Origin of the sequence: Streptomyces sp. NBC_00989 (genome assembly GCF_045162655.1) — a bacterium.
In the GTDB taxonomy this organism is placed as follows: domain Bacteria; phylum Actinomycetota; class Actinomycetes; order Streptomycetales; family Streptomycetaceae; genus Streptomyces.
Map to the genome: position 1 here is coordinate 3,628,913 of NZ_CP108728.1, position 14,469 is coordinate 3,643,381.

Genomic DNA, 14,469 nt, shown 5'->3' on the forward strand with positions numbered 1-14,469 from the left:
GGACGCCGATACAGGAACCGTACACGCAACGGCCGGGGCCGATCGACGGAAATTCTCTCCGCCGACCGGCCCCGATCGCGTGCTGTGTCGATCAGCCGCGAGGCTTCTCGCGCATCTCGTACGTCGCGATGACGTCGTCGACCTTGATGTCGTTGAAGTTCCCGAGGTTGATACCGCCCTCGAACCCTTCGCGGATCTCGGTGACGTCGTCCTTGAAGCGACGCAGACCGGAGATGTTGAGGCTCTCCGCGATGACCTTGCCGTCGCGGACGAGGCGCGCCTTGGTGTTGCGCTTGACCTCTCCGGAACGGACCAGGACACCGGCGATGTTGCCCAGCTTGGACGACTTGAAGACCTCGCGGATCTCCGCCGTGCCGAGCTCGACCTCCTCGTACTCCGGCTTGAGCATGCCCTTCAGGGCCGCCTCGATCTCCTCGATGGCCTGGTAGATCACCGAGTAGTACCGGACGTCGACGCCCTCGCGCTCCGCCATCTGCGCCGCGCGGCCCGCAGCGCGGACGTTGAAGCCGATGACGATCGCGTCGGAGCCGGTCGCCAGGTCGATGTCCGACTCGGTGACCGCACCCACGCCGCGGTGCAGGACGCGGATGTCGACCTCTTCGCCGACGTCGAGCTGGAGCAGCGAGGACTCGAGAGCCTCCACCGAACCGGACGCGTCGCCCTTGATGATGAGGTTGAGTTCCTGCACCAGACCGGCCTTGAGGGCCTCGTCCAGGTTCTCCAGGGAGAACCGGACTCCGCGCCGGGCGAAGTTGGCGTTGCGCTCGCGCGCCGCGCGCTTCTCGGCGATCTGACGTGCCGTGCGGTCCTCGTCGACGACGAGGAAGTTGTCGCCGGCGCCCGGGACGTTGGTGAGTCCGAGGACGAGGACCGGAGTCGAGGGACCCGCCTCTTCCACGTTGTCGCCCTTGTCGTCGAGCATCGCGCGGACACGGCCGTACGCGTCGCCGACCACCATGGTGTCGCCGACCCGCAGGGTGCCGCGCTGGACCAGGACGGTCGCGACGGCGCCGCGGCCCTTGTCCAGGTGGGACTCGATCGCGATGCCCTGCGCGTCCTGCTCCGGGTTGGCCCGCAGGTCGAGCGAGGCGTCCGCGGTGAGGACCACGGCCTCCAGCAGGCTCTCGATGTTGAGGCCCTGCTTGGCGGAGATGTCGACGAACATGGTGTCGCCGCCGTACTCCTCGGCCACCAGCCCGAACTCGGTGAGCTGACCGCGCACCTTGGTCGGGTCGGCGCCTTCGACGTCGATCTTGTTGACCGCGACCACGATCGGCACGTCGGCCGCCTTGGCGTGGTTCAGCGCCTCGATCGTCTGGGGCATCACACCGTCGTTGGCCGCCACCACGAGGATCGCGATGTCGGTCGACTTGGCACCACGGGCACGCATGGCGGTGAACGCCTCGTGGCCCGGGGTGTCGATGAAGGTGATGCGACGCTCTTCGCCGTTGACCTCGGTGGCGACCTGGTACGCACCGATGTGCTGCGTGATACCGCCGGCCTCGCCCGCGATGACGTTCGTCTTGCGGATGGTGTCCAGCAGTCGGGTCTTACCGTGGTCGACGTGACCCATGACGGTCACGACCGGCGGACGCGCGACGAGGAACTCCTCGCCACCCTCGTCCTCGCCGAACTCGATGTCGAAGGACTCGAGCAGCTCGCGGTCCTCCTCCTCGGGGCTGACGATCTCGAGGACGAAGTTCATCTCGTCCGCGAGGAGCTTCAGCGTCTCGTCGGAGACGGACTGCGTGGCAGTGACCATCTCGCCGAGGTTCATCATCACGCCGACGAGCGACGCCGGGTTGGCGTTGATCTTCTCGGCGAAGTCGGTGAGCGAGGCACCGCGCGACAGACGGACGGACTGTCCGTTGCCACGAGGCAGCATCACACCGCCGACCGACGGGGCCTGCATGGCCTCGTACTCCTGGCGCCTCTGCCGCTTCGACTTGCGACCACGACGCGCGGGACCACCGGGACGACCGAAGGCGCCCTGTGTGCCACCGCGGCCACCCGGACCACCGGGACGGCCACCGAAGCCGGGACGGCCACCGCCGCCACCGGCGGGAGCACCCGGACGACCGGCGAAACCGCCGCCACCGCCACCGGGACCCGCGGGACGACCGGCGAAACCGCCACCGCCGCCACCCGGACGACCGGCGAAGCCGCCGCCGCCACCGGGACGACCGCCGCCGCCACCCGGACCACCGGGACGACCGCCGCCGGCACCGGGACCGCGGCCACCGGGGCCGCCACCGGGACGGGGGCTACCCGCAGCGGGACGCTGCGGCATCATGCCGGGGTTCGGACGGTTGCCACCGGGGCCACCGCCGGGACGCGGAGCGCCGCCCTGCGGGCGGGGCATGCCGCCCGGGCTCGGACGCGCGCCACCGGGAGCACCCGGACGGGCACCGCCCGCAGCGCCCTGGGGACGGGGACCGCCCTGACCGGCACCCTGCGGACGCGGAGCGCCGCCGGGAGCACCACCGGGACGGTCCTGACCGCCGGGACGCGGGGCACCGGGACGGGGAGCCCCGGGGCGCGCCATGCCGGTGGAACCACCGGAGGTGAACGGGTTGTTGCCCGGACGGGGACCGGCCGGACGAGCACCGGGACGCGCGCCCTGACCGGCCGGACGCGGAGCGCCGGGACGGTCGCCGCGGTCACTGCGCTCGGGACGGTCGCCCCGACCCTGACCACCCTGGCCGGGACCGGCCGGACGGGCACCGCCCGGACGGGGGGCCTGGCTCGCCGGACGCGGGGCGCCCGGACGCGGGGCAGAACTGGAACCGCCGGTGGAGGCAGGGGCGGCGGGAGCCGCCGCCGGAGCCGCCGGGGGGGCGGTGAACTCGGGCGTGGTCGGCGCCGGCGAGGCCGGGGCCGGACGCGGCGCGGGCCGCGGGCCCGGACGGGGACCACCGGCGGAGGCCGGTGCGGCGGGCGCGGCCGGGGCTGCGGGAGCCGCGGCGGCGCTCTCGGCGACGGCCGGCTTCGGGGCCGGCGGGCGCGGGGCAGCAGGACCCGGACGGGCACCCTGCGCCGGAGAGGGGGCGCCCGGACGTGCCGGGGCAGCCTTGCGTGCGGGGGCGGGCTTGCCGCCTCCGCTGCCCTGCTGGAGGGCGTCTGTCAGCTTGCGTACAACGGGCGCCTCGATCGTCGAGGACGCCGAACGGACGAATTCACCGAGTTCTTGGAGCTTGGCCATGACGACCTTGCTCTCCACCCCGAACTCCTTGGCGAGTTCGTATACCCGGACCTTAGCCACTTCGCTCCTTTTAGGTCCGGGTGCGTCCGGACCGTCGCTACTTCATGGGCGTACTCATCGCGTGCTCATCGAGTGCTCATCGCAATCTCGACCTACTTCCAACTCGCGGAATACCGGGCCGCACGGAGGTTCCGTACGACTCGCTCTTACGGTGTCGCCTGCTCGACGTAGAGGCGCAACGCCTTTGTGTCGAGCGCTCCCTGGGCACGCAGCGCCCGTGGGAACGCCCGGCGGCGTACCGCCAGGTCCAGACAGACCAGGGCGGGGTGCAGATACGCACCCCGGCCGGGCAGCGTACCGCGATGATCGGGAGCGCATTCGCCCTCGACCGCCACGATGCGCAGCAGTTCGTTCTTGGCCGCTCGCTCCCGGCACCCCACACAGGTGCGTTCAGGGCATGCGCGGGCTCGCGTCCGGCCAGACACTGCTAAGTCTACCTCCCCGCACCGACCTCACCCCTTCGGGGGAAGAATCGAACGGTTGTTGTCGTGATCTAAGCCACTCGCGGCCGAGATCTATTCCCCGCGCTGGTCGGACGGCTGTTCGGTGTCCGGGCGGATGTCGATGCGCCACCCCGTCAGCCGGGCCGCGAGTCGGGCATTCTGCCCTTCCTTGCCGATCGCCAGGGACAGCTGGTAGTCCGGCACCGTCACGCGCGCGGAGCGGGCCGCGAGGTCCACCACCTCGACCTTGGAGACCCGCGCCGGGGAGAGCGCGTTGGCCACCATCTCGGCCGGGTCGTCCGACCAGTCGACGATGTCGATCTTCTCGCCGCTCAGCTCGCCCATCACCGCGCGCACCCGGCCGCCCATGGGGCCGATGCAGGCGCCCTTGGCGTTCAGACCGCTGCGGGTGGAGCGGACGGCGATCTTCGTACGGTGGCCGGCCTCGCGCGCGATGGCGGCGATCTCCACCGACCCGTCGGCGATCTCCGGCACCTCCATGGCGAACAGTTTCTTCACCAGATTGGGATGCGTGCGGGACAGCGTCACTGACGGACCGCGCACACCCTTCGCCACCCGGACGACGTACGACCTCAGGCGCATGCCGTGCGGGTACGTCTCGCCGGGGACCTGCTCCTGCACCGGCAGGATGGCCTCCAGCTTGCCGATGTCGACGAGCACGTTCTTCGGGTCGCGGCCCTGCTGGACCACGCCGGTGACGATGTCGCCCTCGCGGCCCGCGTACTCGCCGAGCGTCGCGTCGTCCTGGGCGTCGCGCAGCCGCTGCAGGATGACCTGCTTGGCGGTGGTGGCGGCGATCCGGCCGAAGTCGGACGGGGTGTCGTCGAACTCGCGCGCCTCCTGCCCCTCCTCCAGGTCCTCGGGGTCCTCCTTCGCCCACACCGTCACGTGGCCGGTCTCCCGGTTGAGCTCCACGCGCGCGTGGCGGCGGCTCCCGTCCGTACGGTGGTAGGCGATGAGGAGGGCCGACTCGATCGCCTCGACCAACAGGCTGAAGGAGATCTCCTTCTCCCGCACCAAGCCCCGCAGGGCACTCATGTCGATGTCCACGGCTACGCCTCCTCTTCGTTCTCTTCGTTGTCTTCGATGTCGTCGTTCTTGGTCTTGCGGTTGAACTCGACCTGGACGCGGGCCTTGACGACGTCCGCGAAGGCGAGCCGCTTGGCGGTGGGCTTGCGCCCCTTCACGCCGGGCACCTCGACGTCGATGCCCTCGTCGTCCACCTCGATGATCCGGGCGACCAGCTCACCGCTCTCGGCCAGCTGGAACTTCACCAGCCGGTCGGTGGCACGTACGTAGTGACGGTGTTCGGTGAGCTCGCGCTCGGCACCGGGGGTCCCGACTTCCAGGGTGTACTCGCCCGCGCCCATCGCGTCGGTCTCGTCGAGCTTCGCCGAGAGCGCGCGGCTCACATCGGCGATCTGGTCCAGATCGGCGCCCGTATCCGAATCGACGACCACACGCAGCACCCGCTTGCGTCCCACCGAGTCCACCGCGACCTCTTCGAGATCGAGTCCCTGGGAGCCGACGAGCGGTTCCAGCAGTTCTCGCAGCCTCTCGCTCTGGGTCGTGCTCATCCGGGTGACTCCTCGGCCGCGTGTGCTGTTGTGGGTAGGGCGCGTGTCTGCACAAAGGGTATCCGGTCCGGAGGTGTGTTGCCGTCCACCTGCGGACGGACCGGTGCCGGTGACTACCGTCAGGCATACGCGCGGGTACCGTGATCACGGGCGTGCCGCCCTTCCCATGTTTTCGCCCGCCTTTTCGTTCGTACGAGCCCCCGAGGACGATCTGCCGTGCCGTTCCCCCCACCCTCGCGCACCCTTCTGGGACCGCGCAGAAGGAGCCTGCTCGCCTCGGCCGCCGGAGCCGCCCTCCTGGTGGGCTGCTCCACCGACGGCGCCGACTCCGGGACCACGGGCGGCAGCGAGTCGGCCGCCGAACACGCACGCGCGCGTGCGGCCTCCGACAGCGACACCCTCCTCCAGCGCTACGACGCGGTCCTCGCCGCGCACCCGACGCTGGCGGAGCGCCTGGACCCGCTGCGGGCGGAGGTCGTACGGCACGCGGCGGCCTTCGGCGGCAGCGGCTCGACACCATCCGCTACGGCCACTGCCTCACCGTCCGCTTCGGCTTCGGCTACGGCCGTACCCGCGACGCCGAGCGACGCCCTCGCCGAGCTGGCCGCCGCCGAGCGGGCCCTCGCCGACCGGCGGGCCAAGGCGCTGCTCGACCTGCCCGGTGAACTGGCCCGGCTGCTGGCCTCGGTGGCCGCGGCGGGGGCCGCGCACGCGTATCTGCTGACGGAGGGTGCCAAGTGAGCGAGGAGAAGGCCGCGGAACTGACCGCACTACAGGCCGCGTTGGCCGCCGAGCACGCGGCGGTGTACGGCTACGGCGTCGTCGGCGGGCGCATCCGCGAGGGCCGGCGCACCGAGGCCAAGGCGGCCTACGACGCCCACCGCGCCCGGCGCGACGCACTCGTGCGCGAGGTGCGGGACCTGGGCGGCAAGCCCGTGGCCGCGTCCGCCGCGTACGCGCTGCCGTTCCCGGTGCCGGACTCGGCGGCGGCCGTGGAACTCGCCGCGGAGCTGGAGGAGCGGGTGGCCGGGGTCTACTCCGATCTCGTGCGGGCCTCGACGGACGGGGTGCGCGGTACGGCGACGGAGGCGCTGCGGGAAGCGGCGGTCCGCGCGGTGCGCTGGCGCGGCGGGAGCGTACCCTTCCCTGGTCTCGCCGAGCGGGCCGCGACCCCCACGGCCTCGGCGACACCCACGGCGTGATCCGCACCGGGTTGCAAGACCGCAGGACCGTAGGAAGGGAACAACTCGCGCATGGCTTTCGAACCGCCGCGGCGTCTGGTGAGGGCGCTCGGGGAGACGGCACCGAGCGGTGACGACTGGTTGGAGAAGCTGCCCGAGGTGGCCCGACAGGCCGTTGATCTACGCGAGTTGACCGTCGAACGGGTGCAGGTGCCCGGCGGGCGCAGCAGTCTGGTCGTGCTGGTACGGCGGGCCGATGGGGCCCCGGCCGTGCTGAAGCTGGCCCCGCGCCGGGCCCGCCCGGAGAGCGAGCGTGCCGCGCTCGCCCGCTGGGGTGGGCTGGGTGCCGTGCAGCTCGTCGAGCCGTTCGGGGCCGAGGGTGTGCTGGTGCTGGAGCGGTTGCATCCTGACGTGTCGGTGCGGTCGTTGCCCGAGGCGAAGGCGTTGCTGGAGGCGGCGGGGACGTTGCGGCGGTTGTGGGTGGAGCCGCCCGGTGATCACGCGTTCGAGACCGTGGCCGAGCGGACGGGGCGGCAGGCGCGGGTGATGCGCGGCAGCGGGCCGGAGGTCGCCTCGTTGGTCTCGGCGGCGTTGGAGGCCCGGGAGTCCTTGTTGGCCGCGCCGCCCGAGGTTCGGTTGCTGCATGGGACGTTTCGGCAGAGCAAGGTGCTGGCTGCGGAGCGGATGCCGTGGCTTGCGGTGGGGCCGGATCCGGTCGTGGGTGAGTGTGCGTTCGATCTGGCTCGGTTGGTTCGGGATCGGGTGGAGGATCTGATCGCCACGCCTTCGGGGGCGTCCACAACTCGGCGGCGGATCAAGCGACTTGCCGAGTCCTTGGATGTGGATCAGGAGCGGTTGCGGGGGTGGACGTTGTTCCGGGCCGTTGAGTCCGGGGTGCGGGCACTGCGCGTGGGGCGGCCTCGGGATGCCGAGTTGTTGCTGGAATTTGCCGGGTGGCTATAGGTCGTGTGTTTTCTGCGGGTGCGTGGGGGCTGAGCGCGCCCACGCGGCGGAGCCGCACATTGCTACAGCCCCGCGCCCCTAAAGGGGCGCTCCAGTTGGCGTCAGTTTCGAGTCGCCGTCAGTTTCAGGGCCAGGACCGGGCAGTCGGAGGCCGCACGGCGAGCCCGTCTTATCGTGCGAGGTGGGATTGGCGCCCCGTCCACCAAGGGGTAGCCCCACTCGTCCAGGGTGATGTGGTCCGGGAGGAGTTCCGCGCACAGGCCGTGTCCCTGGCAGGACGTCCAGTCGATGTCGATCTTCTGGGGTGTCTTCTGGTCCATGGTCAGTGGGCCTCGTTCGGGATCGGGAGCAAGGGGGTGGGGTCGCTCGCGGTGCACAAGCCCCTTGCGTGGGCGTCCAGTTCAGGGGCGAAGGTGGTCAGCGCGCTGCGGACCAGGCGGATCGTGCCGTCGGGGTGGTGGCAGGCGCCTCGGCCCTCCACCAGGCCGGACCAACGGGACACGTCCTGGCGGGTGTTGGCCTGGGGGCCGGGGGTGGCCAGGGTCTGGAAGGCGGAGGCAATGCGCGGGAGGCCGTTGAGGCAGGGGCCGCACTGGCCCGCCGATTGCAGGGCCAAGTAGCGGAGAACGCGGGCGGTTTCGGCAACGCCGCAGCGGTCTGCCGGGAGTGCGGCGAGGACGCCCGCTCCCAAGTCGGCCGCGTCGAGCGTGCGTTGGGCTGCCTCTGTGGCCGGGATCCAGGTGCCGTGGTAGCCGCCGACCAGTACCGCCGACGTTCCGTCCAGGGGCAGGAGTCGGTTCAGGGGGAGGCCGAACGGGGCTTCCACCACCCGGACTTCGCGGCCCGGCGCGTGCAGGGTGCACAGGGTGCTGCCCGGCTGGGCGGGCGTGCCGGCGGTGCGGAACCAGTCGGCGCCGTAGCGGGCGACCAGGGCGAGGTGGGCCAGGGTTTCCACGTTCTGGACGAGGGTGGGGGCTTTGCGCACTCCGCGTTCGCGGACCGGCGGGTGCTGGTGGCGGGGCAGCGGGGCGTTGCCCGAGACGTACTGCGCCAGCGCCGATGCCTGGCCCGACAGGAAGCGTTTGGGGAGGCGGACGACCTGTACGGGAAGCGGGTCATTGCGTTGGGCCAGGGCCGACTCCAGGTAGGACGCGCCGTCCTCCACGGCCAGGTGTGCCTCCCCCGCGCCCACTGCCCGGGCGGCCAACTGGAGCCCGTCCAGGACGAGATGGGGTGAGAGGCGCAGGAGTGTCTTGTCCTTGCGGCTGGCCGGTTCACCCTCCGCGCCGTTCGCCACGACCACGGGTGCGCGGCCCGTGCGGCGGCTCGCGTCGGCCACCGCGACGAGTTTGCGGTACGTCGGGAACGCGGCGCCTCCGCGCCCGGTGAGGCCGGATTCGGCGACGGTTCTCAGCAGGCCGTCGGAATCTCCGTACGACAGTGGGCCGTAGCGGAGTTCGTGGGTGGAGAGGTCGGCCGCGGTGCCGCCGGGGGCGAGGAGGCGGGGGGACATGTAGACGTCGGTGAAGGTCGTGGTCGTGGTCACGATCGGGCTCCTTCGGCTGTGCGGAGCAGGGCTGCGGGGGTGCGGCGGGACTCGCGGGCGGAGTGGGCCAGGCGGATGCCGAAGGCGGCGACCACGGCGGCCACGCAGGACACGGTCAGCCAGGTCATCCAGTCGGTACCGGTGTCCGTGCCGATGCCGATGCCGTGGATCAGGGCGACCGGCCAGGAGGCGTACGCGAGCCAGTGGAGCGCCCGCCAGGTGCGGTGTCCGATGCGTTCCCTGAGGAGGCTGGTGACCAGGACCGCGAGCATCAGGTCGAGGGCGACCGTGCCGAGGCCGAGCCAGAACGGCTCGTAGTCGGAGACGAAGGGGACGACCGCGTCGACGACGGTGATGTTCACGTATCCGTCGATCACCGCCATCGCGATGTGCAGGGCCAGGAAGGCGGTCGCGGAGAGGGAGAGGGTGCGGTGCAGGTTCACCGTGCCGAAGCGGGGCAGGCCGGGGAGCCGGGTGCGCAGCCGGACCGCGATGCCGAGCAGGACCACGACCGTGAACAGGACGAGGCAGACGGCGCCCGTGGCGCGGTTGGCGTACCAGAGGATCTCGGAGCTCATGCGGTGACCGCCCGCTGGGTGGGCCAGCCGGGGGTCGTGACGACCGTGCCGTCCTGCGCCACCAGGCGGGCGGGGAGGCCCAGGCGTGTCAACCAGCGTTCCGCGCCCGCTCCCTTGACCAGGGACGCCGTGCTCGCCGCGTTGGCGTCGGCGCTCGTCGCGGCGGCGACCGAGACCGTGCGCCAAGGGCTGCGGACGGGGAGGCCGGTGCGCGGGTCGACGATGTGGTGCAGCTCGTAGCCGCCTCGGCGCCAGCGGCGGGCTGCCGTGCCCGAGGTGGCGAGGCCGCCGGAGCGCAGGCCGATCGTGGCGTACGTGCCGTGCGCGGGCGTCTCGTCGACGGAACCGGTGACGTCCTGGACGCGGATGTTCCAGCCGCCGGCCGGGGGCTCCCCCGCGACGGCCGTGTCGCCGCCCAGGCTCACCAGGACTCCGCAGCCGGCCACTTGGGCGAGCATCGCGGCGGCCTTGTCGGCGGCCCAGGCCTTCGCCGTGGCACCGAGGTCCAGGCGGACGCCGGCCGGGACGGTGACCGTGCCCGTCGTACGGTCCAGGTCGATCGTGCGCCAGCCCGGGGCGCGCTTCACGGTGAGCCGGATCGGGCGGTCGTCCTCTTGGACGAGGGTGAAGTCGCGGTCGTAGCCGATGGCGTTCATGGCCGAGCCGACCGTCGGGTCGACCGCGCCGTCCGTCGCCTCGGCGGCGCGCAGCGCGACCGCCAACGCCTCGGCGAGCAGCGGGCTCACGGTGACCGGGCGGCCCAACGAGGCGTCGAGCGCGGCCAGTTCGGAGTCGGTACGGAACCTGCTGCAAGCCGCGTCGACCTCGGCGAGGTGCCGGGCGAGGAGCAGGTTGCAGGAGTCCAGCAGGGCCGGGTCGGTGACGACCAGCCGGACGCTGGTTCCGAGAGCACGCCAGTCGGCGGCGGCCGTCGTGCGCGGGGGCGCGGTACTCGTACGTGTACTCATCACGACGCTCCCGACGTGGAGTCGGTGGAGCTGCCGGAGGACGACGTCACGCCGGACGAGGACGACTGGAGGTCCGACGACGAAGACGAAGATGAGGAGGATGAGGACGATGACGAGGTCGAACTGTCCGACGTGGACGAGGTGTTGGAGGAAGCGGACGGCGAGGGCGACGACGAACTCGTCGTGCCGGTGCTGCTCGCCGTCGTGTCCGCCTCCGCGTCCGACTGCATCGTGCCGACCAGGGCGAACACCCCGGCCGCCGCGGCCAGCGTGATCGCCGCCGTGGCGGCCGCGATGCGCCGCTTGCCTCTGCGGACCGCCGTAGCGGCCCCACGCTCCTTGACTGTCATGACCGTTCCCCTCCGCAGTGACGCTCTGTCACGTCCTACGGTCGGGGACCAGCCTGAGAGAAGTCTGTGAGGCGCCCATACGCCTCACCAGAACTCTCTGAGAGGAATCTTAAATTGCTTGAGGCTTCAACAAGCCCCCGGTTGATCGCCGCTTGCGCGGTACTTGCTTACGCGGTACTTGCTTACGCGGTGAGGCGCGCGATCGCCTCGTCGACCGTCAGTTCCTCGCGCTCGCCGGTCCTGCGGTCCTTCAGCTCCAGGACACCCTCGGCGGAGCGGCGGCCCGCGACGAGGATCTTCGGTACGCCGATCAGCTCCGAGTCGGTGAACTTCACGCCCGGGGACACCCCGGCGCGGTCGTCGACCAGGACGCGCAGGCCGGCCGCGCGCAGCTTCTCCGATACGTCCAGGGCGAGTTCGGTCTGGAGGGCCTTGCCCGCGGCAACGACGTGCACGTCGGCCGGGGCGACCTCGGCGGGCCAGCACAGGCCCTTGTCGTCGGCGGTCTGCTCGGCGAGGGCGGCGACCGCGCGGGAGACGCCGATGCCGTAGGAGCCCATGGTCACGCGGACCGGCTTGCCGTGCTGGCCGAGGACGTCGAGCTTGAGGGCGTCGGCGTACTTGCGGCCGAGTTGGAAGATGTGGCCGATCTCGATCGCGCGGTCCAGCTTGAGGCCGGTGCCGCACTTGGGGCAGGGGTCGCCCTCCTGCACGACGACGACATCGACGTACTCGCCGACCTCGAAGTCACGGCCCGCGACGACGTTCTTCGCGTGCGTGCCCGCCTTGTTGGCGCCGGTGATCCAGGAGGTGCCGGGGGCCACGCGCGGGTCGGCGATGTACGTGACCTTCTCGCCCAGGCCCTGCGGACCGACGTACCCGCGCACGAGGTCGGGACGGCCGGTGAAGTCCTCCGCCGTCACCAACTCCACTGCGGCGGGGGCGAAATGGGCCTCGACCTTGCCCAGGTCGACCTCGCGGTCACCGGGGACTCCTACGGCGACGATCTCGCCGTCGACCTTCACGAGGAGGTTCTTCAGGGTGGCGGAGGCCTCGACGCCGAGGTGGGCGGCGAGGGTCTCGATGGTGGGGGTGTCGGGGGTCGGGATCTCTTCGAGCGCGGGCACGCCGGCGGCGTCCACGGGCTTCAACTCGTATGTGATCGCTTCGGTGTTGGCGGCGAAGTCGCAGTTCCGGCAGTCCGCGAAGGTGTCCTCGCCTGCCTCGGCCGGGGCGAGGAACTCCTCCGACTTGGAGCCGCCCATCGCGCCCGCGGTCGCGGCGCAGATGCGGTAGTCGAGGCCCAGGCGCGCGAACACCTTCTGGTAGGCCTCGCGGTGCAGGGCGTACGACTTGGCGAGGCCCTCGTCCTCCGTGTCGAAGGAGTACGAGTCCTTCATCAGGAACTCGCGGCCGCGGAGGATGCCGGCGCGGGGGCGGGCCTCGTCGCGGTACTTGTTCTGGATCTGGTAGAGGATGACCGGCAGGTCCTTGTAGGAGGACGCCTGGTCCTTCACGATCAGCGTGAAGATCTCCTCGTGGGTGGGGCCGAGGAGGTAGTCGCCGCCCTTGCGGTCCTGGAGGCGGAACAGCTCGGGGCCGTACTCCTCCCAGCGGCCGGTCGCCTCGTACGGCTCGCGGGGCAGGATCGCGGGGAGCAGCACCTCCTGGGCGCCGATCGCGTCCATCTCCTCACGCACGATCCGCTCGACGTTGGAGAGGACCTTCTTGCCGAGGGGCAGCCAGGACCAGATGCCGGCCGCGGTGCGGCGGACGTAGCCGGCCCGCACGAGCAGTTTGTGACTGAGGACCTCGGCGTCCGCCGGGTCGTCGCGCAGCGTCTTCGCCATCAACTGGGACATGCGCTGGACCGGTGCGTTCGCCATGGTTCCTGTACTCCTGCCGGGAAAGGGTGATGGCTAGGAGGTTAGCCGGGCGTGCTGTGCCCGTGGAAATCGGTTAACGGCGGCGGAGTGGCAAGGGGGCGCCCATGACGGCGTACGGCTTCGGGGCGCTCGGGAACAGGACCTGGCGGGCGAGGTCCTCGTAGCCGAGGGAGCGGTAGAGGCCCCGGGCCGGGCTGTCGGTGTCGATCGCGGAGAGGATCGAGCGGGGTTCGGTGGCGGCGTCCGTGATGGTGGTGATCAGGGAACGGCCCGCGCCGCGGTTCTGGTAGTGCGGGTGGACGTGCAACTCGGTGATCACGAAGGAGTGGTCGAGCCAGTCGTCGTGGTCGCGGGCCCGGAGGTACGACTCCACGACCGTGGACCACCAGTGGGTGCGGTTGTTGGGCATGCCGTAGACGAATCCGACGAGGCGGCCTTCGGTCGTGGCGCCGAGGGCGCGGGCGCCGGGGTAGGTCATGTGGCGCAGGACGATCTGGCGTCGTACCGCTACCTCGTCCTGGCCCAGGCCGAATGCGAGTGCCTGTACAGCCAGGGCTTCGTCCACGTGGGCCGAGAGGTCCAGGGGGCCGATCACGACGTCTTCGGGGTGGCGGTGACCGTGACCGGGAAATCGCATGTGGGGAGAGTACAGGGGGGTGACGGTTGTCGTTCGAGTGCGGGTTGTACGCGGCTGGTCGCGCCCACGCGGCGGAGCCGCACATGTCACGGCCCGCGCCGCCAAGGGCCTCTAGAACAGGACGCTCATGAAGGCGCCGACCTCTTGGAAGCCGACCCTCAAGTACGCCCTTCTCGCCGGGGTGTTGAAGTCGTTCACGTAGAGGCTGACCATCGGGGAGACGTCCGCGAGCGCGTAGCGCAGGACCGCTGCCATCGCGGGGGCGGCCACGCCCATCCCCCGGTACTCGGGGGCCACCCAGACGCCCTGGATCTGGCAGGCCTTCGGTGTCGCGGCGCCGATCTCCGCCTTGAAGACGACCTTGCCGTACTCGTCGAGGCGGGCGAACGAGCGCCCGGAGCTTACGAGTTCGGCGACTCGGGCCTGGTAGAGGAGGCCGCCGTCGCCGGCCAGCGGGGAGACGCCCACCTCCTCGGTGAACATCGCCACGCACGCCGGCATGATCGTGTCCATCTCGTCCTTGCGGATACGGCGGACGTACGGGTCGGCGGCGATGTCGGTGGGCATGCGGTCGGCGACCATGAGGGGCTGGCGGGCGCGGACCTCGCGGGCCGGGCCCCAGCTGGGTTCGAGGATGCGCCAGAGTAGGGCCGTCGCCTCGGCGGGGCCGACGATCGAGGAGCAGCGGCGGCCGGCCCTGCGGGCGCGGTCGGCGAAGGCGCGGACGGCTCTGGGGGTCGCGCAGATCGGGACGAGGTTGGCGCCCGCGTAGCAGAGGGACGTCAGCATGCCGTCCTCGTACCAGCCCCACATCTCGCCGCCGAGCCGCCAGGGGTCGAGGCCCGCGACCTGCACCCGCGAGGTCACGAAGGCGTTCGTGACCGGCTCGCGGTCGAGCACGGCGAGCGCGGCGTCCAGGTCGCTCGGTTCGAGCACCCGAGAGGTGGTCTGGGTCAACACGTGCGAGGCCTCACCCTAAGGTCTGCTGATCTCCGCACTGTACCTGCGGAAGCTGAGCGGTGCCGCGTTGTGTTGC

The 14,469-nt window shown here is 71.3% G+C and carries 15 protein-coding genes; 4 read left to right on the forward strand and 11 right to left on the reverse strand.

Going from position 1 to position 14,469, the window contains the following annotated elements:
• Nucleotides 1-91 precede the first annotated feature (91 nt).
• From infB to rimP, 4 genes are all read right to left on the reverse strand, one after another.
• Nucleotides 92-3,283 carry a translation initiation factor IF-2 gene (infB, locus tag OG714_RS15475; protein ID WP_406121451.1) on the reverse strand — a complete coding sequence of 1,064 codons (3,192 nt, stop codon included), beginning with the start codon at nucleotides 3,281-3,283 and terminating at the stop codon, nucleotides 92-94.
• Nucleotides 3,284-3,429: 146 nt separating this feature from the next.
• The gene (locus tag OG714_RS15480; protein WP_406121454.1) at nucleotides 3,430-3,708 is read right to left on the reverse strand and encodes a YlxR family protein; all 279 of its coding nucleotides are present in this window, start codon (nucleotides 3,706-3,708) and stop codon (nucleotides 3,430-3,432) included.
• A gap of 90 nt (nucleotides 3,709-3,798) precedes the next feature.
• Nucleotides 3,799-4,797 (reverse strand): transcription termination factor NusA, encoded by a 999-nt coding sequence (gene nusA / locus OG714_RS15485; RefSeq protein ID WP_406121456.1) that lies wholly within the window; start codon nucleotides 4,795-4,797, stop codon nucleotides 3,799-3,801.
• A gap of 2 nt (nucleotides 4,798-4,799) precedes the next feature.
• A complete protein-coding gene (gene rimP / locus OG714_RS15490; RefSeq protein WP_406121457.1) occupies nucleotides 4,800-5,324 on the reverse strand; it encodes a ribosome maturation factor RimP in 525 nt (174 codons plus the stop codon).
• A 216-nt stretch (nucleotides 5,325-5,540) separates the two neighbouring features.
• On the opposite strand from rimP, the gene OG714_RS15495 reads away from it, so the two are divergent.
• The 3 genes from OG714_RS15495 to OG714_RS15505 are packed head-to-tail and all read left to right on the forward strand — an operon-like array spanning nucleotide 5,541 to nucleotide 7,468.
• The gene (locus OG714_RS15495) at nucleotides 5,541-6,065 is read left to right on the forward strand and encodes a hypothetical protein (RefSeq protein WP_406121459.1); all 525 of its coding nucleotides are present in this window, start codon (nucleotides 5,541-5,543) and stop codon (nucleotides 6,063-6,065) included.
• Nucleotides 6,062-6,526 carry a ferritin-like domain-containing protein gene (locus OG714_RS15500; protein WP_406121460.1) on the forward strand — a complete coding sequence of 155 codons (465 nt, stop codon included), beginning with the start codon at nucleotides 6,062-6,064 and terminating at the stop codon, nucleotides 6,524-6,526. Before OG714_RS15495 ends, OG714_RS15500 begins: the two co-directional genes overlap by 4 nt.
• Nucleotides 6,527-6,577: 51 nt before the next feature.
• Nucleotides 6,578-7,468, forward strand: coding sequence for an aminoglycoside phosphotransferase family protein (locus OG714_RS15505; RefSeq protein WP_406121462.1), 891 nt, complete (start codon nucleotides 6,578-6,580; stop codon nucleotides 7,466-7,468).
• Between the two features lie 101 nt (nucleotides 7,469-7,569).
• Here the strand turns inward: OG714_RS15505 and OG714_RS15510 are convergent, their stop codons facing one another.
• The 4 genes from OG714_RS15510 to OG714_RS15525 are packed head-to-tail and all read right to left on the reverse strand — an operon-like array spanning nucleotide 7,570 to nucleotide 10,560.
• Nucleotides 7,570-7,788, reverse strand: coding sequence for a ferredoxin (locus tag OG714_RS15510; protein ID WP_406121464.1), 219 nt, complete (start codon nucleotides 7,786-7,788; stop codon nucleotides 7,570-7,572).
• Between the two features lie 2 nt (nucleotides 7,789-7,790).
• Nucleotides 7,791-9,014, reverse strand: a complete 1,224-nt coding sequence (locus OG714_RS15515; protein WP_406121466.1) for an NADH-ubiquinone oxidoreductase-F iron-sulfur binding region domain-containing protein — start codon at nucleotides 9,012-9,014, stop codon at nucleotides 7,791-7,793.
• Entirely contained in the window at nucleotides 9,011-9,592 is a 582-nt protein-coding gene (locus OG714_RS15520) for a ferric reductase-like transmembrane domain-containing protein (protein ID WP_399006539.1), read from the reverse strand. The genes OG714_RS15515 and OG714_RS15520 overlap by 4 nt, the downstream gene beginning before the upstream one ends.
• On the reverse strand, nucleotides 9,589-10,560 hold the full coding sequence (locus OG714_RS15525; protein ID WP_406121468.1) for an FAD:protein FMN transferase: 972 nt from the start codon (nucleotides 10,558-10,560) through the stop codon (nucleotides 9,589-9,591). Before OG714_RS15525 ends, OG714_RS15520 begins: the two co-directional genes overlap by 4 nt.
• Before the next feature lie 15 nt (nucleotides 10,561-10,575).
• Here OG714_RS15525 and OG714_RS15530 point away from each other — a divergent pair, with 15 nt between their 5' ends.
• A complete protein-coding gene (locus OG714_RS15530; RefSeq protein ID WP_406121470.1) occupies nucleotides 10,576-10,980 on the forward strand; it encodes a hypothetical protein in 405 nt (134 codons plus the stop codon).
• Nucleotides 10,981-11,092: 112 nt separating this feature from the next.
• Here OG714_RS15530 and OG714_RS15535 read toward each other — a convergent pair whose 3' ends face one another.
• The 3 genes from OG714_RS15535 to OG714_RS15545 all read right to left on the reverse strand — a co-directional run bounded on the left by OG714_RS15535 (nucleotide 11,093) and on the right by OG714_RS15545 (nucleotide 14,393).
• The gene (locus OG714_RS15535) at nucleotides 11,093-12,796 is read right to left on the reverse strand and encodes a proline--tRNA ligase (protein WP_406121472.1); all 1,704 of its coding nucleotides are present in this window, start codon (nucleotides 12,794-12,796) and stop codon (nucleotides 11,093-11,095) included.
• Nucleotides 12,797-12,869: 73 nt separating this feature from the next.
• Complete coding sequence (locus OG714_RS15540; RefSeq protein ID WP_406121473.1) at nucleotides 12,870-13,433, reverse strand: GNAT family N-acetyltransferase; 564 nt, start codon at nucleotides 13,431-13,433, stop codon at nucleotides 12,870-12,872.
• Nucleotides 13,434-13,544: 111 nt separating this feature from the next.
• Nucleotides 13,545-14,393 carry a GNAT family N-acetyltransferase gene (locus OG714_RS15545; RefSeq protein WP_406121475.1) on the reverse strand — a complete coding sequence of 283 codons (849 nt, stop codon included), beginning with the start codon at nucleotides 14,391-14,393 and terminating at the stop codon, nucleotides 13,545-13,547.
• Nucleotides 14,394-14,469: the final 76 nt, after the last annotated feature.

Excerpts from the sequence above, each read along its gene's own strand:
- rimP (WP_406121457.1), bottom strand. The coding sequence starts at position 5,324 with ATGAGCACGACCCAGAGCGAGAGGCTGCGAGAACTGCTGGAACCGCTC.
- OG714_RS15505 (WP_406121462.1), top strand. The coding sequence starts at position 6,578 with ATGGCTTTCGAACCGCCGCGGCGTCTGGTGAGGGCGCTCGGGGAGACG.
- OG714_RS15510 (WP_406121464.1), bottom strand. The coding sequence starts at position 7,788 with ATGGACCAGAAGACACCCCAGAAGATCGACATCGACTGGACGTCCTGC.
- OG714_RS15520 (WP_399006539.1), bottom strand. The coding sequence starts at position 9,592 with ATGAGCTCCGAGATCCTCTGGTACGCCAACCGCGCCACGGGCGCCGTC.
- OG714_RS15525 (WP_406121468.1), bottom strand. The coding sequence starts at position 10,560 with ATGAGTACACGTACGAGTACCGCGCCCCCGCGCACGACGGCCGCCGCC.
- OG714_RS15535 (WP_406121472.1), bottom strand. The coding sequence starts at position 12,796 with ATGGCGAACGCACCGGTCCAGCGCATGTCCCAGTTGATGGCGAAGACG.
- OG714_RS15540 (WP_406121473.1), bottom strand. The coding sequence starts at position 13,433 with ATGCGATTTCCCGGTCACGGTCACCGCCACCCCGAAGACGTCGTGATC.